The sequence below is a fragment of the Pseudonocardia sp. CA-142604 genome (genome assembly GCF_050948475.1).
GTDB lineage: Bacteria > Actinomycetota > Actinomycetes > Mycobacteriales > Pseudonocardiaceae > Pseudonocardia > Pseudonocardia alaniniphila.
In genome coordinates this window covers 6,691,985-6,718,454 of sequence record NZ_CP192045.1, presented here as the reverse complement: position 1 = coordinate 6,718,454, position 26,470 = coordinate 6,691,985, and the positions used below count along the sequence as shown (strand labels likewise).

The 26,470-nt window shown below is 69.6% G+C and carries 23 protein-coding genes; 17 read left to right on the top strand and 6 right to left on the bottom strand.

Annotation, left to right across the window (positions count from 1 at the left end; genetic code table 11):
• Positions 1-20: 20 nt before the first annotated feature.
• From ACQPZQ_RS30405 to ACQPZQ_RS30375, 7 genes are all read left to right on the top strand, one after another.
• Positions 21-251 (top strand): hypothetical protein, encoded by a 231-nt coding sequence (locus tag ACQPZQ_RS30405; protein WP_433286434.1) that lies wholly within the window; start codon positions 21-23, stop codon positions 249-251.
• Positions 252-317: 66 nt separating this feature from the next.
• Positions 318-1,229 (top strand): LysR family transcriptional regulator, encoded by a 912-nt coding sequence (locus ACQPZQ_RS30400; protein WP_433286433.1) that lies wholly within the window; start codon positions 318-320, stop codon positions 1,227-1,229.
• 242 nt (positions 1,230-1,471) lie between these two features.
• Positions 1,472-2,341 carry an FAD binding domain-containing protein gene (locus ACQPZQ_RS30395; protein WP_433286430.1) on the top strand — a complete coding sequence of 290 codons (870 nt, stop codon included), beginning with the start codon at positions 1,472-1,474 and terminating at the stop codon, positions 2,339-2,341.
• Positions 2,338-2,904, top strand: a complete 567-nt coding sequence (locus tag ACQPZQ_RS30390) for a (2Fe-2S)-binding protein (RefSeq protein WP_433286428.1) — start codon at positions 2,338-2,340, stop codon at positions 2,902-2,904. The genes ACQPZQ_RS30395 and ACQPZQ_RS30390 overlap by 4 nt, the downstream gene beginning before the upstream one ends.
• A complete protein-coding gene (locus ACQPZQ_RS30385) occupies positions 2,901-5,351 on the top strand; it encodes a xanthine dehydrogenase family protein molybdopterin-binding subunit (RefSeq protein ID WP_433286425.1) in 2,451 nt (816 codons plus the stop codon). The genes ACQPZQ_RS30390 and ACQPZQ_RS30385 overlap by 4 nt, the downstream gene beginning before the upstream one ends.
• Positions 5,348-5,773, top strand: coding sequence for an SRPBCC domain-containing protein (locus ACQPZQ_RS30380; protein ID WP_433286423.1), 426 nt, complete (start codon positions 5,348-5,350; stop codon positions 5,771-5,773). The genes ACQPZQ_RS30385 and ACQPZQ_RS30380 overlap by 4 nt, the downstream gene beginning before the upstream one ends.
• 389 nt (positions 5,774-6,162) lie before the next feature.
• The gene (locus ACQPZQ_RS30375) at positions 6,163-11,136 is read left to right on the top strand and encodes an AAA family ATPase (RefSeq protein ID WP_433286422.1); all 4,974 of its coding nucleotides are present in this window, start codon (positions 6,163-6,165) and stop codon (positions 11,134-11,136) included.
• A 56-nt stretch (positions 11,137-11,192) separates the two neighbouring features.
• On the opposite strand, the gene ACQPZQ_RS30370 is transcribed toward ACQPZQ_RS30375, so the two are convergent.
• Positions 11,193-12,191, bottom strand: a complete 999-nt coding sequence (locus tag ACQPZQ_RS30370) for a helix-turn-helix transcriptional regulator (protein ID WP_433286420.1) — start codon at positions 12,189-12,191, stop codon at positions 11,193-11,195.
• Between the two features lie 81 nt (positions 12,192-12,272).
• On the opposite strand from ACQPZQ_RS30370, the gene ACQPZQ_RS30365 reads away from it, so the two are divergent.
• Complete coding sequence (locus tag ACQPZQ_RS30365) at positions 12,273-12,734, top strand: VOC family protein (RefSeq protein WP_433286418.1); 462 nt, start codon at positions 12,273-12,275, stop codon at positions 12,732-12,734.
• A 19-nt stretch (positions 12,735-12,753) separates the two neighbouring features.
• On the opposite strand, the gene ACQPZQ_RS30360 is transcribed toward ACQPZQ_RS30365, so the two are convergent.
• Complete coding sequence (locus tag ACQPZQ_RS30360) at positions 12,754-13,176, bottom strand: hypothetical protein (protein WP_433286416.1); 423 nt, start codon at positions 13,174-13,176, stop codon at positions 12,754-12,756.
• Between the two features lie 169 nt (positions 13,177-13,345).
• Between ACQPZQ_RS30360 and ACQPZQ_RS30355 the strand changes: the two genes are divergently transcribed.
• The 3 genes from ACQPZQ_RS30355 to ACQPZQ_RS30345 all read left to right on the top strand — a co-directional run bounded on the left by ACQPZQ_RS30355 (position 13,346) and on the right by ACQPZQ_RS30345 (position 16,655).
• Positions 13,346-14,341 (top strand): acyl-CoA dehydrogenase family protein, encoded by a 996-nt coding sequence (locus ACQPZQ_RS30355; RefSeq protein ID WP_433299422.1) that lies wholly within the window; start codon positions 13,346-13,348, stop codon positions 14,339-14,341.
• A gap of 95 nt (positions 14,342-14,436) precedes the next feature.
• Complete coding sequence (locus ACQPZQ_RS30350; RefSeq protein ID WP_433286414.1) at positions 14,437-15,690, top strand: PIG-L family deacetylase; 1,254 nt, start codon at positions 14,437-14,439, stop codon at positions 15,688-15,690.
• Positions 15,687-16,655 (top strand): glycosyltransferase, encoded by a 969-nt coding sequence (locus tag ACQPZQ_RS30345; protein ID WP_433286412.1) that lies wholly within the window; start codon positions 15,687-15,689, stop codon positions 16,653-16,655. Before ACQPZQ_RS30350 ends, ACQPZQ_RS30345 begins: the two co-directional genes overlap by 4 nt.
• A 102-nt stretch (positions 16,656-16,757) precedes the next feature.
• Here the strand turns inward: ACQPZQ_RS30345 and ACQPZQ_RS30340 are convergent, their stop codons facing one another.
• Complete coding sequence (locus tag ACQPZQ_RS30340; protein ID WP_433286410.1) at positions 16,758-17,414, bottom strand: hypothetical protein; 657 nt, start codon at positions 17,412-17,414, stop codon at positions 16,758-16,760.
• Positions 17,411-18,085, bottom strand: a complete 675-nt coding sequence (locus ACQPZQ_RS30335; protein ID WP_433286408.1) for a hypothetical protein — start codon at positions 18,083-18,085, stop codon at positions 17,411-17,413. The genes ACQPZQ_RS30340 and ACQPZQ_RS30335 overlap by 4 nt, the downstream gene beginning before the upstream one ends.
• 445 nt (positions 18,086-18,530) lie before the next feature.
• On the opposite strand from ACQPZQ_RS30335, the gene ACQPZQ_RS30330 reads away from it, so the two are divergent.
• The 4 genes from ACQPZQ_RS30330 (at position 18,531) to ACQPZQ_RS30315 (ending at position 21,435) form a co-directional block, all read left to right on the top strand.
• Positions 18,531-18,926: a hypothetical protein gene (locus ACQPZQ_RS30330; protein WP_433286406.1), complete on the top strand. Its 396-nt coding sequence runs from the start codon at positions 18,531-18,533 to the stop codon at positions 18,924-18,926.
• Between the two features lie 85 nt (positions 18,927-19,011).
• Positions 19,012-19,725, top strand: a complete 714-nt coding sequence (locus tag ACQPZQ_RS30325; RefSeq protein WP_433286403.1) for a DUF6766 family protein — start codon at positions 19,012-19,014, stop codon at positions 19,723-19,725.
• A gap of 101 nt (positions 19,726-19,826) precedes the next feature.
• The gene (locus ACQPZQ_RS30320; protein WP_433286401.1) at positions 19,827-20,909 is read left to right on the top strand and encodes a carboxylate-amine ligase; all 1,083 of its coding nucleotides are present in this window, start codon (positions 19,827-19,829) and stop codon (positions 20,907-20,909) included.
• Between the two features lie 103 nt (positions 20,910-21,012).
• Positions 21,013-21,435 carry a hypothetical protein gene (locus ACQPZQ_RS30315; protein WP_433286399.1) on the top strand — a complete coding sequence of 141 codons (423 nt, stop codon included), beginning with the start codon at positions 21,013-21,015 and terminating at the stop codon, positions 21,433-21,435.
• An 85-nt stretch (positions 21,436-21,520) separates the two neighbouring features.
• On the opposite strand, the gene ACQPZQ_RS30310 is transcribed toward ACQPZQ_RS30315, so the two are convergent.
• Together ACQPZQ_RS30310 and ACQPZQ_RS30305 are read right to left on the bottom strand one after the other, a co-directional pair.
• Positions 21,521-23,164, bottom strand: coding sequence for a DHA2 family efflux MFS transporter permease subunit (locus ACQPZQ_RS30310; protein ID WP_433286398.1), 1,644 nt, complete (start codon positions 23,162-23,164; stop codon positions 21,521-21,523).
• A 194-nt stretch (positions 23,165-23,358) separates the two neighbouring features.
• Positions 23,359-24,252, bottom strand: a complete 894-nt coding sequence (locus tag ACQPZQ_RS30305; RefSeq protein WP_433286396.1) for a helix-turn-helix transcriptional regulator — start codon at positions 24,250-24,252, stop codon at positions 23,359-23,361.
• A gap of 126 nt (positions 24,253-24,378) precedes the next feature.
• Between ACQPZQ_RS30305 and ACQPZQ_RS30300 the strand changes: the two genes are divergently transcribed.
• Positions 24,379-24,996 carry a non-oxidative hydroxyarylic acid decarboxylases subunit B gene (locus ACQPZQ_RS30300; RefSeq protein WP_433286394.1) on the top strand — a complete coding sequence of 206 codons (618 nt, stop codon included), beginning with the start codon at positions 24,379-24,381 and terminating at the stop codon, positions 24,994-24,996.
• Between the two features lie 13 nt (positions 24,997-25,009).
• Complete coding sequence (locus ACQPZQ_RS30295; RefSeq protein WP_433286392.1) at positions 25,010-26,434, top strand: non-oxidative hydroxyarylic acid decarboxylases subunit C; 1,425 nt, start codon at positions 25,010-25,012, stop codon at positions 26,432-26,434.
• Positions 26,435-26,470: the final 36 nt, after the last annotated feature.

The window sequence follows — 26,470 nt, the reverse complement described above, 5'->3', positions numbered from 1 at the left end:
GGTGATCGGCCGGGGCGGGCATGGATGCTTCGACGGCGGTAGCCGGCATCAGCCTGTGCGGGCCGACGCCGCGCTGGTCGGCCTTCACCAGGGCGGCCGGCCACAGCGCGCACCGCATCAGCGGAAAGGCCACGCTGGCCGGACGTGATGTCGATCAGCCAGGGAGCCGCCTCGCGGTCGTATCGATATTCGGAGTCGATCCCATTCATCCGGCGAAATCGATCTCGCCGGAACGTGCCGGCGACGGGTGATATCGTCGTGACTGATTTGTAGTATTGACAGTCATCGATGGCGGCGATGTTTGGAGGTTTGCCGGAATGGGTCTGTCGAGCGTTGATCTCAATCTCCTCATTGCGCTCGACGCGCTGCTTTCCGAACGCAACGTCACGCGCGCAGCCGAACGGACATCGGTCGGCCAGCCTGCGATGAGTGCGTCCTTGGCGCGGTTGCGCAAGCACTTCGACGACCAACTCCTGGTCCGGCAAGGACGGCAACTGATGCCCACACCGCTCGCCGAGTCGCTGGTCGGGCCGGTGCGGGAGGCGCTGACTGCTGCGGAGGCGGTGCTGGTTCGCTCGCGTGCCTTCGACCCGAGAACGGACCGGGCAGCGTTCACGATCGTGGCTGCCGACTACGTCACGATGGTGCTGCTCCGGCCGCTGTTCGGCGCGATCACCGACGAGGCTCCGTACGTCCGCATCAGCGTCAAGCCGGTGGAGGCAGGCTTCGCCGACCAGCTCCGTCGAGGCGAGGTCGACATGGTCATCGTCCCCACCGAGCTCACGGAGAACCGGTTGGCCTTCCCGCACACACCGCTGTTCACCGATCGGCACGTCCTGGTCGTCGACCGTGACAACCCTGAGGTCGGTGACACGGTGACGGCGGACGAGCTCGCTGAGCTGCGCTACGTCGCCTTCAGCGGGGGGAGCGTGTTGCCGATCGCCGACACCGAACTCGAGAGGATGGGCGTGCACCTCTCGGTCGAGGTCACCACACAGGGGTTCGTCGTTGCGCCGTTCCTCGTCGCCGGCACCCGCCTCGCCGGCCTCACGTACGCAAGGCTCGCCGAGCCGCTCGCTGCGGCGGCCCGGCTGCGCATCGTCGAGTGCCCGCTGCCACTGCGGACGATCCATGAGGCCTTGTACTGGAACCCCCGCCACACGGGGGATCTCGCCCACAAATGGCTGCGCGACCGGATCACGTCGCTCGCCCATGAGCTGCCACGATGACGTCCACGTGAATAGCAGCCGGGTTCTCACCTGAGCCGGTTCGGAATGTGCCGCCGCCGTGTCGACGTCAACGGTATCGACAACAATGATGGGTTGCATCGACGACGATCGTTTCCTGCGTCACTCGGGGGTCGAGTAGCGTTCGTCGACCAGCACGAGCTGAGTGCTCCGCTCCGGACGGCGACGGGATTCGCGTCGGCTGAGGCATTCGGGAAGAAGCCCGGAAATAAGAGGTTGTGTCAATGATCCTTCCGCCCTTCCGTTATCTCCGCCCGCAATCGATCGGCGATGCCGTGTCGATGCTCGCTGCCGTCGAGGGCGCTGCCGTGCTTGCGGGTGGCCAGACGCTGTTGAACGCCATGAAGCTCGACCTGGTGGTGCCCACTGCTCTGGTGGACGTGCACCGGCTCGATGAGCTCGCGACGATCACAGCCCGCGCAGACGGGGGCATCACCATCGGTGCGGCGGTGACCTACGCACGGCTGGCCACCGACCCCGTCGTGCGCGAACACGTACCCGCTGTCGCGTCGATGGCGGCCGGCCTGGTCGACCGGCAGGTCCGCAACCGGGGAACGATCGGCGGCAACTGCTGTCTGAACGATCCGACCAGCAACTTCCCGCCCCTGCTGACGGCGTTGGACGCGGTGTTCGTCGTGGCTACGGTCGGCGGCGAACGGAGACTGAGCGCTGCCGAGTTCTTCACGGGCACGCTCACGACCGCGCTGTGTCGCGGCGAGATCCTGGCGGCCGTCGAGATCCCGGCGGGGGCTGACGGGTCCAGGGTCGTGCACCGCCATCTTCAGGTGGGGGCGGATTCGTGGGCCATGGCCCGCGCCGTCGTGCGGCTCGACGTCCGCGAGGAGACGGTCCAGACCGCGCGCGTGGTGCTCGGTGCTGTCCTGGGCTCGCCGCAACGTCTCGGCGGCGTCGAAGCAGCGCTGGCCGGCAGCCCGGCCGGCTCCGAGCTGGCCGCGGTCGCCTGCGCGGCGTTCGACCGCGCCGACGTGCAGGCCGTCGACGACGTTCATTGCTCGGCCGACTACCGGCGCCGCATGTCCAAGGTCCAGGTGCGACGGGCTGTCGCCGCTGCGGTGGAAGCAGGTGCGTCGTGACGATCGAACAGGCGGATCTACGGCAGGGCGCTGCGGTCGGATCACCAGGGCCCGACGTCCACGCTGTCACGGTCACCGTGGACGGCCGCACCGTGCAGGACACCGTTCCGTCGCGCCGCCTGCTCGTGCACTGGCTGCGGGACGCGCTCGACGAGCGCGGACCCAAGATCGGATGCGACACGGGCAACTGCGGGGCGTGCACCATCCGGTGGGACGGTCAGCTGGTCAAGTCCTGCATGGTCCTGGCCGTGCAGGCCGACGGCACAAGGGTGGAGACGGCAGCCGGACTCGCCGCGGAGGACGGCACGCTCAACGAGCTGCAGGCTGCGTTCAAGCGCCACCACGCCCTGCAGTGCGGCTACTGCACCTCGGGCATGCTGATGACCTCGACCGACTTCATCGAGTCCGGCGAGGACGTCACCGAAACGTCCACGCGCCGTGCGCTCAAGGGCAACATCTGCCGCTGCACCGGCTACGAGAACATCGTGCGAGCCGTCCGGGCGGCCGCCGGCCAGGCCGTCCCGCTCCCGCACGGCGCCGATCACGAGGAGGCGGGCCAGTGACCGCCGCGCAGCCCGCGACGAAGGCCGGCACCCGGCCGGCGACGGGCCGGGCGATGCCCCGCAAGGAGGACGACCGGCTCCTCAAGGCGCAGGGCGAGTTCGGTGACGACACCCCCATCGCCCACCTCGGGTACGTGGTTTTCGTCCGCTCACCCTATGCGCACGCCCGCATCGTCGGGATCGATGTGTCGGCCACCGAGCAGGTCGAGGGTTACCTCGGCTGCCTGCTTCCGGAGGAGTCCGAGGAGCTCACCGACCGCTTCATGGAACTGCAGGGCCCGCCCGCCGACGCCGAGGTCGACCGATGCCTGACCTCCGGCGGCAAGGTGCGATTCGTCGGGGAGGCCGTGGTCGCCGTGGCGGGTGAGACCCGCGAGGCGGCCCGCGATGCCGCCGCGGCCGTGGTGGTCGACTACGAGCAGCTGCCGGTCGTCGTCGACGCCAGGGCCGCTGTGCAGGACGGAGCATCGCTGGTCCACGACCAGATCGGCTCGAACGTCGCCTGGGACGGCACCTATGACTGGGGTGACACCGAGTTCGTGCTCGAGCACGCCGACCACGTGATCGAGGTCGACGAGCTGCACTTCCACCGTTTCTCGGCCACGCCGCTGGAGTGCAATGCCGTCACCGTGCAGCACGACCGCGGCACGGACACCTTCACCATCACCGGTGGCTGCGCACAGCCGCAGGTCACCACGTTGATGATGGCGGCGGCGTTGCGTCACTCCGCGGAGAAGATCCGTATCGTCAGCAAGGACTTCGGCGGGTCGTTCGGCGTGAAGATCGGCATGTACGTCGCCGCCACCGCGGTGGCGCTGCTCGCGCGCAAGCTCGGCCGCCCGATGCGCTGGACCGAGACGCGCACCGAGCACCACCTCACCGGCGGGCACGGCAACGAACGGTGGTTCCACAACGTCAAGCTGGCCGTCCAGGACGACGGCACCGTTCTCGGGCTGAGTTATGACGCATTGGACGACCTGGGCGCCTATACCCGTTACGAGCCGCTCGGCGCAGTCATCTGGACCCACGTGGCCAACGCCTGTTACCAGCTCAAGCACCTCAAGGTGCGGTTCCGGTCGGTGTACACGAACAAGGGGCCGGTGCTCCCGGTCCGCGGGTACTCGCGCCTGCAGCACATGTGGCTGGTGGAACGCATGATGGACATCGCGGCCCACAAACTGGGGTTCGATCCCGTGGAGTTCCGGCTGCAGAACTATGTGCAGCCCGATCAGTACCCCTACACCACCGTCAACGGATGCGTGTACGACTCCGGCGACCTCCCGCTCTCGCTGCGCAAGGCGCTCGACCTCATCGACTACGACGACGCCCGGAAGCTGCAGGAGCAGGTGCGCGGATCCGGGAGGCGGGTCGGCATCGGGATCGGTTCCACCCTGGACTCCGGCACCAACAACTTCGGCCAGGCCCGCATCATCTACGAGCACCTCCCCTTCGGCGGGAACAGCGAAGGCGGACTGGTTCGGATGGGCGCCGACGGCTCGATCTACGCGATCACCGGGGGCGTCGCGTTCGGCCAGGGACACGAGACCACCGTGGCCCAGGTGGTGTCCGACATGCTCGGCGTCGCCTACGACGACGTGATCGTGCACCGCGGCGGCGACTCCTCGCTCTCGGCGCAGACCGGCTTCTCCGGCTCGTACGCCTCGCAGTTCGCCGTCACCGGGATCGGAGCCATCCTCAACGCCACGAGGAAGCTCGCCCGGGAGATCCGGCTGGTCGCCGGGGCGATCCTGGGTACGTCGCCGGACGACATCGAGCTCGTCGGTTGCCAGGCGGTGGTGCGCGGTGAGCCGGAGCGGGCGCTGCCGTTCGCGGCGGTGGCGGGGATCGTGCACTTCTCCCCGTCGGATCTGCCTGACGACATCGCCGACGAGGTGGGCCTCGTCGGCCGTGCCATCTACCGCGCCCCCTTCGAGAACCTCGACCTCGACCGCCGGTACGGCAACCTCAGCCTCACCTACGCCACCCAGATCCACGCGTGCGTGGTGGAGATCGACGAGGAGACGGGACAGACGACGATCCTGCGCTACGGCATGGTCGACGACTGCGGCATGCCCATCAACCCGATGGTGATCGAGGGCCAGGTGCACGGTGCGGCCGCGCACGGAATCTCCGGCGTGCTGTACGAGCACTTCGGCTTCACCGCCGACGGGCAGCCGACAGCGGCGAACTTCTACGACTACCACGCCGCCACCGCGATGGACATGCCGTCGCTCCGCTACGACAACGTGATCAGCCCGTCACCGTTCACGCCGATCGGGGCCAAGGGCATGGGCGAGGGCGGTGGTGCCCCGCTGCACGCCGTATGCGCGGCCATCCAGGACGCCGTCGGTGATGCCGGCATGGTGCTCGACTCGTTCAACCCACCCGAGCGGGTCCTGGACGTGCTCAACGGTCTCAACGAGGCGAAGGCGCGGGTGGCGCGGTGAAGGTCGGCGGGCAGTTCACGGTGGCTTCGAGCGTGGGAGCCCTGCGCGTCCTGGAAACGCAGCCGGAAAAGCTTGCGGGGGTGGCGTCGCTCAGCGATGTCGTGTCCACGCCGGATGGTGGGTTCACCGCTCTCTTCACCCCGGCCACGCCGTTCGGCCGCCAGCCGATCGCCACCCGTGTCGCGACCGAACGAGCGGACGAGCGCGGTGCTGCGCTGCGCGTCCACGGACGCCGCGGTCCGCACGTGATCGACGTGGAGTTGACGATCTCCTTCGTCGAGGCGTCCGAGGGCACGATCGTCGGGTGGGAGGCCGACGTCTGGGTGCGTGGACCTGCGGCGAGCGTCGGGCAGCGGGTCGCACTCGATGTGGCGCGTCGAGCCATCGGCGACCTGCTCGTCTCCTCCGCGGCGTGCGCCTAGGGGTCCCACGTCCGCGGGCGTGCTCGACGTCGACGATCACCCCCGTACGACGATGATCAACGTTTGGGGCCGCCCACCCGTGCCCAGCACGGTTCCCGGTCCCGAATCGCTGATCATGAAGGCCACCCCTCGCGTCATCGGCGCGAGCCCGGTCTCCCGGTAGAGTCGCACAACAGGCTCGCGCAGCTCAGCGGGTATTTCCCCGGTGCCGCTGCAGAGACTCCGTTCACGGCCCACCGCTATGAGCGTCGGTCTCCGAGCTACCCGGGGGATGCTCGCCTGCGTCAGGTTCATCGGGACCAGCACGTCGTTGGACCTGGCGGTACCGCAACAGCGAGCGTTGTCGGCCTGGAGGCGGTCGAGCGTAGAAGCGTCCGCGGAGGTGTCGGATGGGGACGGACAGCGTGCTGTCGGGCCGGGATCCGCCCGCTCGGGCTGCGGCGCCGCTGCGTGTGAGTGCACGTACGCGGGTGACCAGGCTGTCCCTGCCCGGGGGCGCCGTTGTCCGTAAGGAGCCGCTGGGGCCGGACGCGCAGCGGCGGCTGCGGCACGAGGTGGCGATCCTGGAGCGGCTCCGTGGCGTCGACGGGGTCGCGCAGCTGGTGGATGCGCCGCGGTACCCGGGGTCGATCGTGCTGGCCGACGCCGGTGAGACCACCGTGGCCGACCTGGCCACACCACTGGCAGTCGACGAGCTGATCCGGCTGGCGACGGCGCTGGCTCGGGCGGTGGCAGGAATGCATCGCCGGGGGGTGATGCACCGCGACATCACTCCGGCCAACATCGTCGTCTCCCGTGACGGTGCCCCGTGCCTGGTGGGCTTCGCGTTGGCGACCTCGATCGCCGAGCTGCGTCCGGCGTTCACGCACCACACCGAGATCGTCGGGTCGCTCGCCTACCTCGCCCCCGAGCAGACCGGGCGCACCGGCCGGTCGGTGGACCAACGGGCCGATCTGTACGCGTTGGGCGCGACGCTGTACGAGCTGGCAACGGGTGATCCGCCGTTCGGCTCCGGCGACCCGTTACGCCTCACACACGATCACCTGGCACGCGTACCGGTGCCGCCGGCCCAGGTGAATCCGGCTCTGCCGAGGCCGTTGTCCGAGATCGTCATGCGGCTGCTGGATAAGGAACCCGACCACCGCTACCAGACCGCGGAAGGTCTGGCCCACGACCTGGAGCAGGTCGGCGAGGCCCAGGCACATCCGGCGGCCGCTCCGGTGCGGATCGGCGAGCACGACGTTTCGTCGCGGCTGCTACCGCCCTCCCGGCTCGTGGGACGCGACGCCGAGGTGGCCGTGCTGGAGGAGGCTTTCGAGGAGGCGCTGACGGGCCGCTGCCAGGGAGTGCTGGTCAGCGGCTCAACCGGGGTGGGCAAGAGCGCACTGGTGGATCAGCTGCGACCGACGGTGACGGGCAGGGACGGCTGGTTCGTGGCCGGCAAGTTCGACCAGTACCGGCGGGATCTGGAGTGCAGCGCAGGTTTCCAGTCGTTCCGGGCGTTGGGGAGGCTGCTCCTGGCCGAGCCGGAGGACAAGCTCAGCGTGGTGCGCGGACGGATCCTCGCTGCGGTCGGGGCCAACGCGGGTCTGTTGAGCGCGGTGCTTCCGGAGTTCGCCGCGCTGTTGGGGGTGGCGCCCGACGCGGGGGATCCACTGACCGCGCAGGTGCGCATGCAGCGGGCGGCTGTGCAGGTGTTGCGGGCGGTTGCATCACGGGAACGGCCGGTGGTCGTGTTCGTCGACGATATGCAGTGGGGCGGACGCACCCCGCTCGGATTCGTCGATCTCGTGCTGAGCGAGGAGCCGGTCGAGGGCCTGTTGCTGGTGGGGGCCTACCGAGAAGACGAAGTGGACCCGGCACATCCGCGGGCCGCGCTGCTGGCCCGGTGGCGCGAGCAGGCAGGCGTGCGGCTGCTGGAGCTGGGCAACTTGCCGGTGCCGAGCCTGGTCACCATGGTCGCCGAGATGCTGCACGTGGACCGTTCCGCGGCGGTAGGCCTGGCCGAGGTCATCAACGAGCGCACGGCCGGCAATCCGTACGAGACGGTGGAGTTGCTCAACGCGCTGCGACACGAGGGCGTGCTGACGGTGACAGGCGCCGGGTGGCAGTGGGACGACGCAGCCGCGCGGGCTCACCTGGGCACACCCCAGGTGGCCGAGCTCCTCGCGGCGCGGGTCGCGGCGATGCCACCGACCTCCCGCGAGCTGGTCGAGGCGATGGCGTGCTTGGGCGGACGGGTCGAGGCGAGCCTGTTGCCGATAGCCACCGCCGCTCCGGCGGGCGTCGTGGAGCTGCAGCTGGCACCGCTCCTCGCCGAGGGCGTCCTGGTGGTGGAGACCGGGCTTCGTGACGCCGTCCGCTTCCGCCACGACCGCACCCGCGAGGTCATCCTCGAAGGGCTGGACTCCCAACGGCGACGCACGCTGCAGCTGACCATGGCCCGGCGCCTGGCCGAGGTGCCCCAGCTGTTCGCGGTCGCGGCCGAGCAGTACCTGGCGGTGATCGACGACGTCACCGACGCGGCGGAGCGACAGCGTGCGGTGCGGCTGCTGCGCCGCGCCGCCGACCAAGCGGCGTTGGTCGGGGAATGCGCCCTGGTGAACGGGCTGCTGGTCGCAGCGCAACGGCTGATCGAGCCGGAGGAGACCGACGCGCTGGTGGAGGTGCACACCGGCCGCCACGCAGCCCTCTACAGCCTCGGACGGCTGGAGGAGGCGGACGAGGAGTACCGCACGATCGAGGGGATGTGCCCCGACGCGATCCGTCGTGCCGACGCGACGGCGGTACAGGTGCGCAGCCTGACCCACCGAGAACGATTCAGGGAAGCGTTCGATCTGGGCCTGGAATCGCTGAGCGCGTGCGGCATCACCCCGCCGGCGGCCGACCAGCTCGACCAGGAGCTCGCCCAGCGGTTCGAGTATCTGCACCGATGGCTGGACACCGACGCCGCAGAGGATCTGGCTCGGCCCGAGATCACCGACCCGACGCTGCTCGCAGCGATCCGCCTCCTCGACGCGATCCTGCCGACCGCCTACTTCGCCGACCACGCCATGCTCGCCTGGCTGAGCCTGGAAGGTCTGCGGATCTGGATCGAGCATGGACCGGGCCGCACCCTGTTCGGCGCAGGCTGCTTCGCCTCCCTCCACGCCGTGGCACAGCGCGGCGACAGCGCTGCCGGATACCAGGCGTTGCGGCGGCTCCTGGAGGTCGGCGAAGCTCGCGGGTACGAGCCCGAGACCTCGCACGCGCGATGGATGTTCGCCGTCCTCAGTTGCTGGTTCGAGCCCATCGAGAACAGCGTTCAGGCAGCTCAGCGCGCCCGTGACGGGTTGATCGCCGGGGGTGACCACGCGTACGCCGGCTACGCCTACTACGCGACCGTCTACTTCCTGCAGGACTGCACACCAACCCTCGACCACCTCATCGACCAGGTGGAGGCGGCGCTGGCCTTCGTCCGCCGCACAGGCAACGAACAGACCGGCCAGGCACTCGACGGGCACCGGTGGCTGGCCGACGTGCTGCGCGGTGAGCTCCTCGTCGGAGCCGCGGACGCGGTTCCCACCGACCGGTACACCGACAATCCGCTCGCGCTCTTCCGAGCGCATCTCACCCGCGCGATCGTCGCCGCCATCTTCGGTGATTCGGCTGCCCTGGTGGAGCACACCGCAGCGGCGGCCATGCCGCTACCGGCCACCCTGGGCACCTACCCGAGTGCCGTGGCCCACCTGCTGCGTGGGCTCGCCCTCGCCGAGCAGGCCCGCGTCTGCCACGGTGACGAGTCCGCGGCTCTACTGTCCGAACTGGACGAGACGATGCGCTGGCTGGCGGTTCGCGCTGCCGATGCCCCGGACAACTTCGTGCATCTGCTGCGGCTCCTCGAAGCCGAACGGGCCTGGGCGGCGGGTGACTACCGGGTGGCCGGGCTGGCCTTCGACGCGGCCCGCCGCGAGGTGGCAGGCCGCGCGCGGCCCTGGCACCGGGCTCTGATCTCCGAACGCGCTGCCCGTTTCTACCTCGCCCGCGGCCTCGAACACGCCGGCCGCGACCTGCTCGCCCAGGCCCGCCAGCTCTACGCCACCTGGGGTGCGAGCGCCAAGGTCGACCAACTCGACTGGGCCTACCCGACCCTGCGGCCACACGCCGACGCGACCGCAGGACAGGACGGTGACCAGCCCGCTGATCTGCTGCATCACCACGGCGCAGTCACCACGGGCACACTCGACCTGCTGGGCATCCTGTCCGCCTCACAAGCCTTGAGCTCCGAGACCACCATCGACCGTCTGCACGCCCGCGTCGTCGAGGTGCTGAGCGAGATGACCGGTGCCACCGGCGTGCAGCTGCTGCTGTGGAACACCGAGCGCAACGACTGGCTGCTCCCGACACCCGACACCAAGGCCTCCCGGATAACGGGCACCGCCGAGGACCACGTGGTGCCGCTGTCGGTGCTGCGCTACGTGCAGCGCACCGGCGAACCGCTGGTGGTCCCCGACGCCACCGGCGACGATCGATTCGCCCGTGACCCCTACTTCGCCGACCGGGACTGCTGCTCGCTGCTGGCCGTGCCGATCCTCAGCCGGGGCAGGTTGCGCGCGGTGCTGCTGCTGGAGAACCGGCTCATCCGCGCCGCGTTCACCGCCGAACGACTCGACGCGGTCATACTCATCGCAGGCCAGCTGGCCGTCTCCCTGGACAACACCCAGCTCTACGCCGAGCTGACCACCTCGCGCGCCCGGATCGTCACCACAGCCGACAAGACCCGGCGCCGCATCGAACGCGACCTGCACGACGGCGCCCAGCAGGAACTGGTCGCCCTCGCCCTGCAAGCCCGCGCCGCGCAGGCGCTGGTGCCCCCCGACGCTGACGAGTTGGCCGCCCAGCTCGACGACCTGGCCACCCGCGCCGGCAGCGCACTCGACGAGTTGCGCGAACTCGCCCGCGGCATCCACCCCGCACTCCTCGCCGAAGGCGGCCTACCTCCCGCACTCCACACACTCGCCGGCCGCTGCCCCGTCCCGGTCGAGCTGGACATCCACACCGACGGTCGGCTGCCGGAACAGATCGAGACCGCCGCCTACTACCTGGTCGCCGAAGCCCTGACCAATGTCGCCAAACACGCCCACGCCACCAGCGTCCACGTCACCATCGACACAACCGAACACGACACGGGCACCGTGTTACGGGTCTGTGTGCGCGACGACGGCCGAGGCGGCGCCGACCCCACCCGCGGAACCGGCTTGGTCGGACTCACCGACCGCGCCGAGGCACTCGGCGGCCACCTCTCGATTCACACCACACCCGGCGCAGGAACCACCCTGAGCGCCGAACTCCCGCTGCCTCCTGCCCACCCGGGTTCCGGCTGACCGGCAGGGAAGAGCGGGGCAGCGGAAGCGCTCCTCGGCGCCGGAGTGGTGGCGGCTCATGACTCCTCCACGTCCGGCCCCGGCGAGAACGCTGCACCGGCCGCCAGCAGTCTCTCCGCCAGCGCGCGACAGCGCCCTCGGAGCTCCGGAGGGTCGAGCACCTCGAAGTGGTGCCCCAGCAAGACCACGTGCATGAGCACGAAGTCGAGGCTCCCGGCGCCGCTGAGCACCTCGCAGCGCTCGCTGTCCCGCCGTCGGACGACGGCCGCCGACGCCGGAATCTGCGCGCGCACCGTGTCGGCCGACGCGTGCACGAGGAAGCGCGCCTGGTGCGGGTAGACCCGACTCGCCACTCCCTCCTGCACGTACGTCGCCGCGTCGGGCGCCGCGCGCGGGCGGAAGGACCATGACCGCGGCGACACATCAGTCATCCGGTCGACGCGGAAGCTGCGCCAGTCGTCGCGATCGAGGTCGTAAGCGAAGAGGTACCAGCGACGGTCGGAGGCGACCAGGCGGTAGGGCTCGACCTGCCGCCGTCGCACCTTGCTCCCGGACGGGTAGTCGAAGCCGGCCTCGACCTCGTCGTGGCAGGCTCTGGCCAGCGTCATGAGCACTTCGGGGTCGACCGGCGTGCGGCCTCCGCCGAAGGATTCCACCGAGCGGGAGAGCGTGCGCACCTCGTGCCGCAGCCGGACGGGCAGCACCCGGTCGAGCTTGGTCAGCGCCCGGAGTGCGGCGTCGTCGGCGCCGGCGACCGCGCCACCCGCGCCGGCGAGCAGCGAGACCGCGGTGGCGATCGCCTCCTCGTCGTCGAGAAGCAGCGGCGGCAGGTCCTGACCTGGGCCGAGCTGGTAACCGCCTCCGACACCCTGGCTGGCATGCACCGGATAGCCGAGCGTGCGCAGCCGCTCGACGTCACGCCGGACCGTGCGCGGCGTGACCCCGAGCCGGTCGGCGAGCTCGGGGCCGGTCCAGACCGGGCGCTGCTGCAGCAGCCCGAGCAGGGTGAGCACCCGCTCCGTCGTGCCCCGCTCGTCACCGCCTGCCACGGCCATGTCGCAACCCTGCCAGAGATAGCGGACCGATCCTGTCCGCTAGGGGTGTCAGGGTGGCGTCATGCGAAGCGAGGAGATGCGATGAGCCGCCACATCCAGGTCACCTTCGATGCCCGCGACCCGCGGGCGCTGTCGTCCTTCTGGCGCGACGTACTGGGCTACGTCCACCCCGGCCCGCCCGGAGTCGACCTGCCCGAGGGTGCCGACCCGCTGGCCGCCTGGGACGACTTCCTCGCGCGGGTCGGCGTACCGGTGGAACAGCGCAACACGAGATCGGCCATCGAGGACCCGAACGGGCACGGCCCACGGCTGTTCTTCCAGCAGGTGCCGGAGGACAAGACCGCCAAGAACCGCCTCCACCTCGACGTCCGAGCGGCTCCCGGACTCCAGGGAGACGAGCGGATGGCGGCGCTGGAGGTCGAGTGCGACCGTCTCGTCGCGCTGGGAGCGACGAGGGTGCGTCGCGACGAGCCTGCGCCCCCGATGAGCGCCGGCTTCATCGTGATGACCGACCCCGAGGGGAACGAGTTCTGCCTGGACTGAGGCCGGACAGGGAGACGGCTCAGCTCGCGTCTGCCCGCTCGGGAGCGGCGATCACATGCGTGACAGGGACGTCGGCGGCTTTCCTGATCCGGTGGGGTAGGTCGATGCGAAGCCATCTCGACAGATATCTCGGGAGGGTGGAGACGACGATCTCGTCGTAGCGGCCGACCTGCCATTCGCGCTCGAACGCGGTCATCGGGTCCGGGTCGCCGATCTTGCAGCAGACCTCTATCCCGTCGGCTTGCAGGACTTTCTGGGCGGCCCGCAGCCGCCGCCACGCAGACTCCGTGCCTCCGTGTGGGTCCTGGATCTCCCACGCTGCGGGAGCGAGCATCGTCACGGCGATCGGGCCCCGGCTGTGGCGGGCGAGGAGCTGCGTGACCAGCCGGGGGGAATCCGCCGTCCGATTGGCCAGGACGAGCACGCGCGTCGCCGCGTCCATGCAGGGGGACTCTACGCCGTCGAGCCCGGGCCGCCCTCCGGAACGAACGGCCCGCCCGCCCGCTAGACCTGCACGAACGCGCCGCTCGTCCGGCTGAAACCGGGAGCCGGGGGCCGGTCCTGTGAGGATTGGGCCGCCTGAGCTGGGGTAAGAGATCGTCGTGCGAGCGATGGTGAATGCGCGACGACGGGACGACCATCTCGGTGATGTCGCGCCCGTGGAGGGTGAGCTGCGTGGGCTGCTGTCGGCCGGAGAACTCGAGCTCCCGTTTCCGGGCGGAGGGCGTACGGCTGAGCGGTGGTCAGGTCTTGCCGGATGGGGCAGGCGCGACGTCGGGCTGGCGCGGCTCGTGGAAGGCCACACCGACGCCGTGGCGATCCTGGCCGAAGCGGCGCGGCAGGCTCACTCCGAGGAGCTCTACGGCGTGTGGGCCTCGCGATCCGGTGGCACCGGCGCCCGCCTCGTCCCGTCCGGCGACGGCTTGGCGTTGCACGGCACCGTCCGGTTCTGCTCGGGGGCGCACACGATCGACCGCGCGCTCGTCGTGGCCGACGCACCCGAGCCGGCCGACGGCCGTGTGCTCGTCGAGATCGCCGTCGATCAGCCTGGGCTCGTGCCCGAGCCGGATACGTGGGCCACTGCGGCGATGGCCACGGCCGACACCGTCGACGTCCGGTTCGACAGCGTCCCGGTGTCGCTCGACGCGCTGATCGGCCCGGCAGGCTGGTACACCACCCGGCCGGGGTTCGCCGCGGGCGGTGGAGGCGTGGCAGCGGTGTGGTGGGGTGGTGCGGCCGGCCTGCTCGACCGTGCCATCGCCCATCTGCGCTCGTCCGCCGACCCCCACCAGCTCGCCCATCTCGGCGAGCTGCACGCCCTGATGGAGGCCGCATCCGCATTGCTGCTGCGCACGGCCGACGCACTCGACGCGGCGCCGGGCGCTGATCACAATTGCAGCCTCGCCGCGGTGCGCTGCGCAGTGGAGCGGGCCGCGCGCGAGGTCGTCGAGCGTGTCCCACGGATGGTCGGCGCGGCGGCGCTGAGCCGCGACGGGGATCTTGCCCAGGCGCTGGCGGATCTGTCGCTGTACATCCGGCAGCATCACGGCGAGCGCGACCATGCGGCGCTCGGCGCGAGCGTGCTGGCGATGCGGGCTGCCCGATGAGCGCCGCGCGCCAGCCGTCTCCGGCCGTCAGCGACCGACCGACGGCCGCGGCGGCGCAGATGCGACCGATTACGGCGCTGTCCGCGTGGAGTCGGATGATCGAGAAGCACGGTCCGGCCCCCTTCGACGCCTCCGCGCACGGGCATGTCGTGGTCGTGGCCGCACATCCGGACGACGAGACCCTCGGCGCCGGCGGCGCGCTGCGTGCCCTGCACAGGGCAGGCGCGGTGATCACACTTGTCGTGGCCACCGACGGCGAGGCCGCCTACCCGGAGCTCGGTGAGGTGGCACGGCGCGAGCTCGGGGTGGTCCGTCGGGCAGAGCTGGCCGCAGCGCTGCAGGTGCAGGCGTTGGGCGAGATCACGGTGCAATGGCTCGGGCTGCCGGACTCCGCTCTGGATGCACACGGCGACGAATTGCGGGAGTTGCTCGGACCCGTGCTGGCGGACGCCGACGCCTACCTCGCGCCGTGGCCCGACGACCCGCACCCCGACCACCGAGCCGTCGGCCTCGCCGCTGCTGCTGCGGCGCCGGTCTCGGCGCACGGGTGGTCCTATCCGATCTGGACCTGGGCGTGGACCGATCCGGCCGACCCGTCCGTGCCATGGGAGCGGGCGCGAGTCGTGCCGCTCGACGAGGCGGCACGCACGGCGCGCCGACGGGCCGTCCGGTGCTTCGCGTCGCAGGTGGAGCCGGGGCCGGACGGCTCGCCACCGGTTCTCGCCGCCGGAATGCTCGATCATGTCGATCGCGACACCGATCTGCTGTTCCGGGAGCCGCGCATCGAGTCGGCTCCGATCGAACGGTTCGCCGCTCTCTACGCCGAGGGCAACGATCCATGGCATGCGGATTCCTGGTACGAGCGGCGCAAGCGTTCTGTCGTGCTCGCGAGCCTGCCTCGGGATCGTTACCGACTCGCCTTCGAGCCGGGCTGCGGCACGGGTGAGCTCACCGTCGAGATCGCCGGCCGGTGTGATCAGGTGCTCGCGTCCGATCCCGTTCCGGCGGCCGCCGAGCGCGCTCGGCAGCTGTGCCGCCCCGCAAAGGGGGTTCAGGTCACGTCCGCCGCGTTGCCCGAGGCGGTGCCCGCACAGGCCCTGGATCTCGCCGTGTTCAGCGAGGTCCTCTACTACCTCGACGACTCCACACTCGCAGCCACCGTGGATCGCACGCTGGTGGCACTGGAACCCGGTGCGGACATCGTCGTGGTCCACTGGCGCGGCTGGCCGCCCGAAGCTCCGCGGGATGCCGGTGCCACCCATCGGCTGCTGTCCGCCCGTCCCGAGCTCGACGTCCTGGTGGAGCACACCGACGAGGAGTTCCTGCTGCACGTCCTGCGGCGCAGGTGAACGGCCGGTGCCGGATCGCCGCGGTCGGGGTGGTCGTTCCTGCGCGTGACGAGCAGGAACGGATCGGCGCGTGCCTGCGCAGCGTCCGCAAGGCGATCGACGAACTGCCGAACGGCATCACGACGGCGGTCACCGTGGTGCTCGACCGTTGCACGGACGAGACGCCCGCACTCGTCGACGAGTTGGTGCGGCACTGGCCCGCAGCAGCGGCGGTGAACATCGTGGCGGTCGGCGTTCGGCGGGCGGTCGACGCGCCCGGGCCGGAGCCGGGCCGGCGTACGACCGCCTCAGCCGGCGGCATCGTGGTGCCGGGCACCGGGCCGGGGCCGGCGGATCCGTACCCGGGGCGTCGGCGTGATGCAGGTGGTGCCCCGCCGGTACAGCAGCCGCACGTCGTGGCGGGTTCGGGCGTGGGCGCCGTCCGCGACCTGGGCGTTCGGCTGACTCTCGAGCGGCTTCGTCCGCACCGGCTCGACGCCACGTGGCTCCTGCATACCGATGCCGACACCACGGTGCCGCCGGACTGGGCCCTCGCGCACCTGCGGCACGCCGAGGCCGGGGCGTGTGGTGTCGCCGGGCTGGCGGATCTCAGCGGGGGAGACCGTCTCTCGATCGCGGCGCAGCAGCAGTACCACGCGCTCGTCGGCGACCGTCTGGACAGCGATCGGCACATGCACGTCTACGGCGCCAACCTGGGGATGCGGGCCGACGCCTATGTCGCCGTCGGGGGATTTCCGACGGATGGGCCCGGCGAGGACCACGGCTTGTGGCGGCGACTCGACGAGGCCGGATACCGGCTCACATGTCCCACCACCGAGCCTGTGCGCACGAGCGCCAGGCTGCATGGCCGGGCTGACGGTGGCCTCGCCGACTTGTTGCGGTCGCTGGATTCGGATCGGGGTGCGCGAGAGCCGTCTACGAGCCGCTGCCGGAATTGTCGCCGGCCCGACGGAAGTGGATCATGAAATGGCGGCCGGATCGCATAATGCACGCGAATCCGGCGGTGGCGGCCAGGACAGTTCCCTGGCCGCCACCGCCGGATCGGGCGAGTCGGTGATTCCTGTATATCAGACCGAGAGCAGCCGTGCGAAGAAGCTGCTGTAGCGGCGCAGGGCCATTCGCAGGTCCTCGGTCGACGTGGATTCCGCGTCGATACCGTGCTCGATGTCGCGGCGCTGGTCGTGGAACAACTTCTGCAGTTCCTCGAGCAGTTCGGCCACGATCTGGTCGGCTTCGGCGACGGCCTGTCGCGGTTCGTCGACGAAACCGCCCTTCACCGCATCCCAGCGGCGGCCGTACTCGGCGGCGCGCTGGTGCGGGACGAGAGGCTCGCGGTCGGATTCACCGGAACCATCGCTGCGGGCGGACTGGTTCGCCTGCGGGTGATCGGCCTGTCGGTTCGACGTGACCTGGCCGGTGCCGTGGTCCGTGTCGCGGCCGAGGTCGTGAGCCGCCATGTCCTGGGCTGCGGGGGTGCCGGGGACGGATGCCGCCTGGCCCGTGCCCATCGCGCCGTCACGGGCCGTGCCGCGGTCGGCGTCGTACCCACCGCGGGGGTCGGCTCCGGTTGTGGTGCGCTCGGCGCCCATGTCGCCGTCGTGGGTTGTACGGCGGTGGGTGCCGTCGACTGCTGTCTCGTGGCCTGAGCGCGGATCGGCGACGTTCTCCGGGAGGTCGGCGCCGGTGTAGCCGTCGTGGTCGGTGCGCGAGACGTGCTGCGTCATCGTGTGGGCTCCTGGGTCTGTCGGTGGGCATCGGTCTTGGGGGTGTGCACGGGGGTGCCGGCGTCGGTGCGGTCGGCGTTGCTGTCGATGCTGGGGCCGGCGTGATCCGCCGAACGCGTGCCCAGCAGCGCTTCCACCAGCGAGCGGTAGGACGTGAGTGCGTGGCGCTGCTGCTCCGTGTCGACCCCGGCGCCGTTGTCGCTCGCCCCGTTGCGTGCCGAGGCGTCGCGGACGGCGCGAGCATCGCGGTAGTGACGCACGACGTCGGCGTGATCCACCGAGAGGTCCTCGGCGCGCCGGTCGACGTCCCCGACCGGATATCCGCGCGCCTTCATCACGCTCACGACGAGCGCGTCGGCTCCATCCAGCGCGCGTTCCGGGTCGTCGACGAAGCCACGCTGAACGGTGTTCCACTCATGCTGGAACCGGGATCGCTCCTCGTTGTCCAGATCGCGGATATCGAGCTTTTCGCGGCGCTGCCGACGGGCCTGTAGATCCGACTCGGCCGCCTTGCGGTCGCCGGTCTCCATGACCTGTCGCTCGTATTCCGGTCCGAACTGTTTCTGCAGTTGTTCGGACCGCCTGCGCTTCGCGAGCATGGCACCCATCGCGACGACGGCGACGAGTAGCACCACCGCGAGGATGATTAGAGCAAGTACGGTGGCGTCCACCGTGGGCCTCCTCGAGGAACGAATGACTCGGGTGAGTGATCTGGTCTCAGAGCTTCCCGTTCGGCGCCCCGGATGAAACGCCATCTTGGGGGTCAGGTGTTTTTTCGCCGATACGGGTGTGGTCCGCCGGCACGTGGAGGTGCACTGTGGACGGTCCACGGAAGCGGCCCGAACCTCGCCTTTCGTCCGGCCAGGGGCCCGGGGACGGTCCAGTCGATCACCGCCGCTCGGGTTCCGTAGAGGATCATCACGAGTGCCCGATCGCGATCATCGATCACGCGCGTGTGATCGGCGGCCTTCGGTGGTAGTCCCCCCGCGGAGCGTGAGACCCACAGAGTCTCCAGGGCCGACGGCACCATGGAGTTGGTCGTCGACGACGACACCGCGCTGCGGCCCATCGGTTCTGGACGGTTTGCCGACCAAGGGGTGAGGGGAAGGCGCTTCCATGCATCGCCGGTCATCGGTGCAGGTGCAGGCTGCGGTGGTGGTCGCTGCGGCTCTGGTGCTGTGCGGGTGCGCCGATCTGGAGCAGCAGCAGGTGGAGCAGGTGGCCTCGGCGTTCGCGGCAGCCGACCCATCGGCCCGATGCCAGATGCTCGCACCGGCCACCGTCGCGACGGAGGAGGCGCAGTCGGGCCGTCCGTGCGCCCAGGCGACGGCTCAGCTGGAGCTTCCGCGCGGGGCTGTGCAGTCCTCGACGGTATGGGGCGACCAGGCCCAGGTGCACCTCGTCGGTGACACCGTGTTCCTGACGAAGACCGGCAGCGGGTGGAAGGTCACTGCCGCGGGCTGCCGTTCCCGCGGCGATGCGCCGTATGCCTGCCGCGTGGAGGGCCCATGACATCGACACGCGCGTTGTTCGTGATCTACCTGGCCGTGATCGGAGTCGGCCTCGCGTACTTCATCGCGATCGGACTGCTGGGCCGATGAGCACCTCGGTCGGGACGTCCGAGAAGCGCGGTGGCGTGTGGCGGGTGCTGCACGACAACGGGCTCGGCCTCGTCTTCGGTGTGCTGTTCCTCGCCATGCTGGCCGGGCAGGCGTTCTCGGGGCATGCCAACTTCAACGACCAGCAGGTCAGTGACGGGAGCGAACCCGTCTCGCTCGGTCAGTACCTCACCTCCTCGTCGTTCGCCGTGGATGTCGTCGAGAACTGGCAGTCGGAGTACCTGCAGTTCTTCCTCTACATCTTCGCCACTGTGTGGCTGGTGCAGCGGGGCTCGTCCGAGTCGAAGCCGGTGGACCAGGTCGGCCTGGAGTCGGATAAGGAGCAGCGCATCGGCCGTCACGCCACGACCGACTCGCCACGCTGGGCACGTGCGGGCGACTGGCGCGTTCCGGTGTTCTCCCGTTCACTCGGCTTTGTGATGGGCGGGATCTTCCTGCTGTCGTGGGGTGCCCAGTCCGTGGCCGGCTGGGCGGCGTACAACGCCGAGGAGCTCCGCGGCCGCCAGGACCCCGTGAGCTGGCTCGGCTACCTCGGCGAGCCGGATTTCTGGAACCGGACCACGCAGAACTGGCAGTCGGAGATGCTGGCTGTGGGTTCGATGGCCGTGCTGGCCGTATATCTGCGCCAGCGCGGCTCACCGGAGTCCAAGCCGGTAGGGGCACCCCACAGCGACACGGGCGATACCGGCTGAGTATCTCGCCGGTGTCACCCGCAGGACCTCCACGCCGGGGCCAGGGTCCGTTACCGTTTCTTCTCGCACCACCGGCCGGCCGGGTAGTCGGGGACAGGGCATTGCGCACTTTCGGTGTCGAGGAGGAGTTCCTGCTCGTCGATGGCAGGGACGGACGGCCCCGCGCCTCGGCGTCGGCGGTGCTGGGAGTTGCCGGGGAGCGATCGGACGGCCGGGTCGCGGCAGAGCTGCAACTCGAGCAGGTCGAGGTCGAGACGGATCCGTGTAAGACGCTGGACGAACTGTCGGCGCAGATCAGGGCGGCGCGCCGCCGGATGGCGGCATCGGCCCACGCCATGGGTGTCGAGATCGCAGCACTGGGGACGTCACCGCTGCACGTGGACGCTTCGCTCACGCCGTCGCATCGCTACGAGCGGATGGCCGAGCGGTTCGGCCTGACCATCCATGAGCAGCTGACCTGCGGCTGCCACGTGCACGTCGCGGTGGACTCCGACGAGGAGGGCGTAGCCGTGCTGGACAGGATTCGGCCCTGGCTCGCTCCGCTCCTCGCGATGTCGGCCAACTCACCGTTCTGGCAGGGCCGCGACTCGAAATATGCGAGCTTCCGCTCGCAGGTGTGGGCGCGTCAGCCCTCGGCCGGGCCCACCGAACCATTCGGCTCGGCTCGGGCTTACCAGGAGACGGTACGCGCCATGATCGATTCCGACGTTTTGTTGGACCCGGGAATGATCTATTTCGACGCGCGATTGTCGGATCGGTATCCGACCGTGGAGGTTCGCGTGCCCGACGTGTGCCTGCACGCCGACGACGCGGTGTTGGTGGCGGCTGTGTGCAGAGCATTGGTGGAGACGGCGGTGCGGGAGTGGCGGGCCGGCCGACCTGTCTGGCAGATCCGCACCGAACTGCTCCGGCTCGCGATGTGGCGGGCCGGGCGGTCAGGCCTGGAGACGGAGTTGATCGATCCGCGGGGATTTCGGCCTGCACCTGCCGGCGCCGTGCTGGACGCCTTACTTGCTCACGTACGCCCCGCGCTCGAGGACGCAGGCGAGCAGGCGGTGGTGGGTGACCTGCGCGCCGAGCTGGTGCGGCGGGGTACCGGCTCGGGGATACAACGAGCGGCGTACGCGCGGACGGGTCGACTCGAAGATGTGGTGGCCGACGTCGTGCGCCGAACCGTCGCCTGACGATTCAACGGGCTGTAGGCCCGGCCTCTCGTCGTATGACATGGTAGGAGCCGCTGAGCAGCCAGCGGTCACTATCGGCGCTCACTCGATCTCCGGGGGACTGATGGGCAAGAAACAGTTGCAGCGCTCCAAGACCCTGTATTCGGGGACGGCAAATCCGGTAATGGCCGTCGTTCGAGTGAAGGCTCCGGCTGAGACCGATCCGCATGTCCTCGAGGCCGCGCTGGTCCGCGCGGTATGCGCTGACAGCGAACCGCCGATGAGTGCCGAGATCCTCTGGTTGCCGGCGTGGCGAAAGAAGGTCCGGAGCGGGCAGCGGCGCTTCGGTTTCATCGCCGTGTTGTGCTCGCGAGCCCCCGTCCGAACCAGCGAGCTCATTCGCGCAGCGGAGCGCGCGGCTGCCCGCGCGCTGCGTGGACGGTTCGGCGAGCGGACATCCACGCGGATGCGGCAAGCCTCGGATCCGCGGGAGCTGAGTGCGTTCTGGTGCACCGTCCGTGGCGCCCCACGCCGCCCGTCAGCCTGAATCGCCGACGCCCCACGTCCGGTGGGACCGGCCGCCCCGGGCCTCCACCGGTGACGGCATGTGCGTCCGGTCCCGATGGGCCGAATCACTGGCACGCGTGCTGTATGTCCCGGCCCGGTTGAAGGATCGTCCGGAGATCGGTCACCGCACGGACCGCAGCAGCCGCGAGCGGGCAGGCCGGCGCTGCCCCGGTCCGGCGGGGCCGCCGCAGTGTGGCATCGCCGGAGCTGACGGGCGCGCGCTCCGGGACGGATCGTTCCTGCCCTGCCCGGGCGCTCGCGGCGGGCCTCGGCACGAAGAAGGCGCAGGCGACCACGATCAGTGACAGAAATGCGGCGACGACGAATGCGGCATGCACCCCGCCTGCCGTCTGCTCGACGACAGATGCTCCCCCGGCGGCGAGGTCCCCTGATCGCAGGCCGAGAACGCTGACCAGGAGGGCCACCCCCGCCGCGCCCGCGAGCTGCTGGGTGGTGCCGAAGATGGCGCTGCCGTATGAGTACAGGCGTGGAGGCACCGCGCCGAGCCCGGCGGTGAAGAGCGGCGTGGTGACGAACGCCAACCCGACGCTGAGCAGCAGGTGGAAGCCCACCACCAGCACGGTCGGGCTCGCGGGGCTGAACAGGGTGGTGGTCCAGAGGGCGCCACTGGTCGCAAGGGCGCCCGGCACGACGAGGGCTCGCGCGCCGAAGCGGCTGTACAGGCGACCCACCACCGGCCCGAGCACGCCCATGAGCAGGCCTCCCGGGAGCAAGAGCAAGCCGGTGGACAGCGGCGCGAGCATCAGCACCTTCTGCATGTAGATCGGCAGCAGGACGACGGTGCCCAGAAAGATCGCCATCATCAGCATCATCATCGCCGTGGCGACGGTGAACGTCCGCGATCGGAACGTGCGCAGGTCGAGGAGCGCGCTGTCGGTGCGCTGGAGCACCAGCTGCCGGGCGACGAAGATCACCAGGCAGGCGACGCCGACGGCGAACGACACCCACACGATGACAGGGGATGTGCGTCCCGACGATCCACCGATGATGCTCAGCCCGTACACGAGTCCGCCGAAGCCGAGCGCCGAGAGCACGACCGACGGCACGTCGATCGGTGTGCGGCCGGGCTCGCGGATGTCGAAGACCCGGCGCAGGCCCAGCACCAGGGCGATGATCGCGATCGGGAGCACGAGCCAGAACATGAACCGCCAGTCCAACAGACTCAGCACAACGCCGGAAACGGTCGGTCCGGCGGCCGTCGCGACCGAGACGACGATCGAGACGTAGCCCATCACGGTGCCTCGGCGCGCCGGCGGCACGAGCTTCATGACGATGGTCGTCAGCAGCGGGAACAAGATCGCGGTGCCGCTGGCCTGCACCACGCGTGCGATGAGCAGGACAGGGAAGTCCGGCGCCAGCGCGGCGATGAGGGTGCCTGCGCTGAACAGCGTCATCGCGATGCCGTACAGCAACCGCGTCGGCACCCGGCGGATGAGGAAACCGGTGATCGGGATGACCACCGACATCGTGAGCAGGAAGCCTGCGGTGAGCCACTGGCCGACGCTCGCGTCCACGTGCAGGTCCGTCAGGAGCACCGGCAGGGCCACGCTCATGATCGTCTCGTTCAGGATGACGACGAACGTCGAGACGAGCAGCACTGCGATCACCGCGCAGCCGCGTGAGCTCACCGTCGCAGGCTCGTCGGAAGGCGACGATTCGCGGATGAGGACGTCGGATGCGCTGGTCACTGTCTTCCTCTGCGTTTCAGCTGAATGCGTATCGGCATCCCCCTGCAGCGGGGGATAGCTGAACCATGCGCGATCAAATCTCCGGGAGCGATGGAGCGCGCCCCACCGTCCGGAGCCACGACACCCCAGCTCACGTAGGGTTTGCCACCGGGCTGACCCGCCGAGGAGAGTCGTCGACGGCCGTCCGACCGCCGTCAGCGGAGGTTGCCGCGCGCGCGGGAGCGGAACGCGGTGGGGGTGTCCCCGGTGCGCTGGCGGAAGAAGCGGGTGAAGACGGTCGGACCAGGGAAGCCGAGCCGTTCAGCGACCGCGGTGCTGGACAGTTCGGTGTGTACGAGCAGTCGCTTGGCCTCCAGGAGCACGCGGTCGTCGATCATCTGCTTCGCTCCGGAGCCTGTCGCAGCGCGGGTCGCGCGGGTGAGGGTGCGCACGCTGTAGCCCAACTGTTTGGCGTAGTCCTCCACCCGGTGGGTGCGTGCGAAGTCCCGTTCCACCGCCTGCTGGAGGCGTTGGTACGCCTCGTTACCCCGGGCGTCGCCGGGCAGCGGGTCGTTGAGGTGGGCCAGGCGCAGCACGAGGACCGCGAGCAAGTGGCGGACCACCTCGATGTGCACGTCGGGCGGGAGGTCGTCACGCCGCTGATGTTCGCTCTCCAGGAGATCCACCATGAGTCGCAGGGCTTGCCGCTTGTACTCGGACCGAGGGATGAGTGGCTGACCGGCTGCCAGTTGGTCGGTACGCGTGGCCTCAGCGGTCGGGGTGCTGAGGAAACCGGGTTGGAAGAGCACCACGGTGCCGTGAGCCTCGGTGAGCTCAGGGCCGTACTGGAGGATCTGGCCTGGGCGCGCCCACAACCAGGCGCCTGCGGGCAGCGTGTGCTCGGTGAAGTCCAAGGAGTAGCGCAGCGCGCCGCAGCGCACCGTGACCAGATGGTGAAATGCCGGGCGCAGCGGGTTACAGGGGTCGATGCCATGACTGCGGGCGCGGGCGAGTAGCCCGGCGAAGTCCATCACTTCGACCCCGTGCGGGGCTCCGATGGAGGCCCGGAACGGGACTTCGGTGATCTCGGTGTGTCTGTTTTTGCTCATATTCTGTCGCCAGGGTACAGCTTTCGGTCCAGCATCCACGTCTAGCTTAGTGACTACGGAGCTGGTCGGTGACCGAAAAAGTCGATATGCGGTCGTCCATTGATTGGAACGAAGGAGCTGTGCGCTGTGCGTTTGATCGTTGGAATGACCGGGGCGACAGGGGCCGTCTTCGGTATTCGTCTCCTGGAGAATCTGCGCGAACTGCCGGACGTGGAGACGCACCTGGTGCTCTCGCGCTGGGCCCGGACCACCATCGAGCTGGAGACCGGACTTTCCGTCGCCGAGGTCAGCGCCCTGGCCGATGTCAGCCACAACCCCGAGGACCAGGGGGCCACCATCTCCTCCGGGTCCTTCAAGACCGACGGCATGGTGATCGTGCCGTGCTCGATGAAGACCCTGGCCGGCATTCGCGTCGGCTACGCCAACGGGCTCGTGGCTCGCGCCGCTGACGTCGTGCTCAAGGAACGCCGCAGGCTCGTCCTCGTCCCGCGCGAGACCCCGTTGAGCGAGATCCACCTGGAGAACATGCTCGCCCTCGCCCGCAAGGGCGTGCAGATGGTTCCGCCGATGCCCGCTTTCTACAACCATCCCGCCACCGTGGACGACATCGTCGACCACGTCACTGCACGCATTCTCGATCAGTTCGATCTGTCGGTGCCCGCCGCCAAGCGCTGGCAGGGCATGCGCGCCGCCCGCATCGCCGCGCCCGGCACCACCGACCTCCCCATGCACGTTGCCGCCTGAAGGGGACAAACCCATGGCATACGACGACCTCCGCAGTTTCCTGGAGACCCTCGACGCAGAGGGCCAGTTGTTACGGATCACCGACGAAGTGCTCCCCGAGCCGGATATCGCCGCCGCCGCGAACGCCGCTCCACGCCTGGGCGACGCCGCTCCCGCCCTGTACTTCGACAACATCAAGGGTTTCACCGACGCCCGGATAGCCATGAACGTCCACGGCTCCTGGGCCAACCACGCCCTCGCCCTCGGACTGGCGAAAGGAACGGGCATCAGAGAACAGGTCGAGGAGTTCATCCGTCGTTGGGCGGAGTTCCCCGTCGCCCCCGAGTGGCGCGAAAACCCGCCGTGGGCGGAGAACTCCGTCGAGGGCGACGACGTCGACATCTTCCGGGTACTGCCGCTGATCCGGCTCAACGACGGTGACGGCGGCTTCTACATCGACAAGGCCGCGGTGGTCTCGAAGGATCCCGAGGATCCGGCCAACTCCGCCAGCCAGAACGTCGGGATATACCGCATCGAAGTGAAGGGCCCGCGGAAGCTGGCGCTGCAGCCGGTACCCATGCACGACATCGCCCAGCACCTGCGCAAGGCCGAGGAGGTCGGGGAGGACCTGCCGATCGCCATTACGCTCGGAAACGACCCGGTCATCTCGATCGTCGCCTCCACTCCTATGCGGTACGACGAGAACGAGTACGAGTTGGCCGGCGCCCTGCGTGGTGCGCCTGTTCCGATTGCGAAGGCTCCGTTGACCGGGCTGCCCGTGCCGTGGGGCAGCGAGGTCGTCATCGAAGGTGTGATCGAGGGACGCAAGCGCGAGATCGAGGGCCCGTTCGGGGAGTTCACCGGGCATTACTCGGGCGGGCGGAACATGACGCTGATCCGGATCGACCGGATCTCCTACCGCACCAGGCCCATCTTCGAGCACCTCTACCTGGGCATGCCGTGGACGGAGATCGACTATCTCATGGCCGCCAACACCTGCGTCCCGCTCTACGAACAGCTCAAGGCCGAGTTCCCGGAGGTCCAGGCCGTCAACGCGATGTACACCCACGGCCTGGTGGTCATCGTGTCCACCAAGAAGCGCTACGGCGGCTTCGCCAAGGCGGTCGGTATGCGCGTGCTCACCCTTCCGCACGGCCTCGGTTACGCGGCCACCGTGATCGTCGTCGACGAGGACGTCGATCCCTTCAACCTCCCGCAGGTGATGTGGGCCCTGTCCACCAAGATGAACCCGCGCGGCGACCTGGTCACCGTCCCCAACCTGTCGGTCCTGGAGTTGGCCCCGCAGGCGCAGACCCCGGGCATCGTCGACAAACTCATCATCGACGCCACCACCCCGGTCGAGCCTGACCGTCGCGGCCACTACAGCACCCAGGTTCGTGACCTGCCGGAGACCGCCGAGTGGTTGAGCCGCCTACAGCGTCTCTCGGCGCAGCACTGATTCCGCCACCGATTCGGCCGAGATATCGACTTCTGG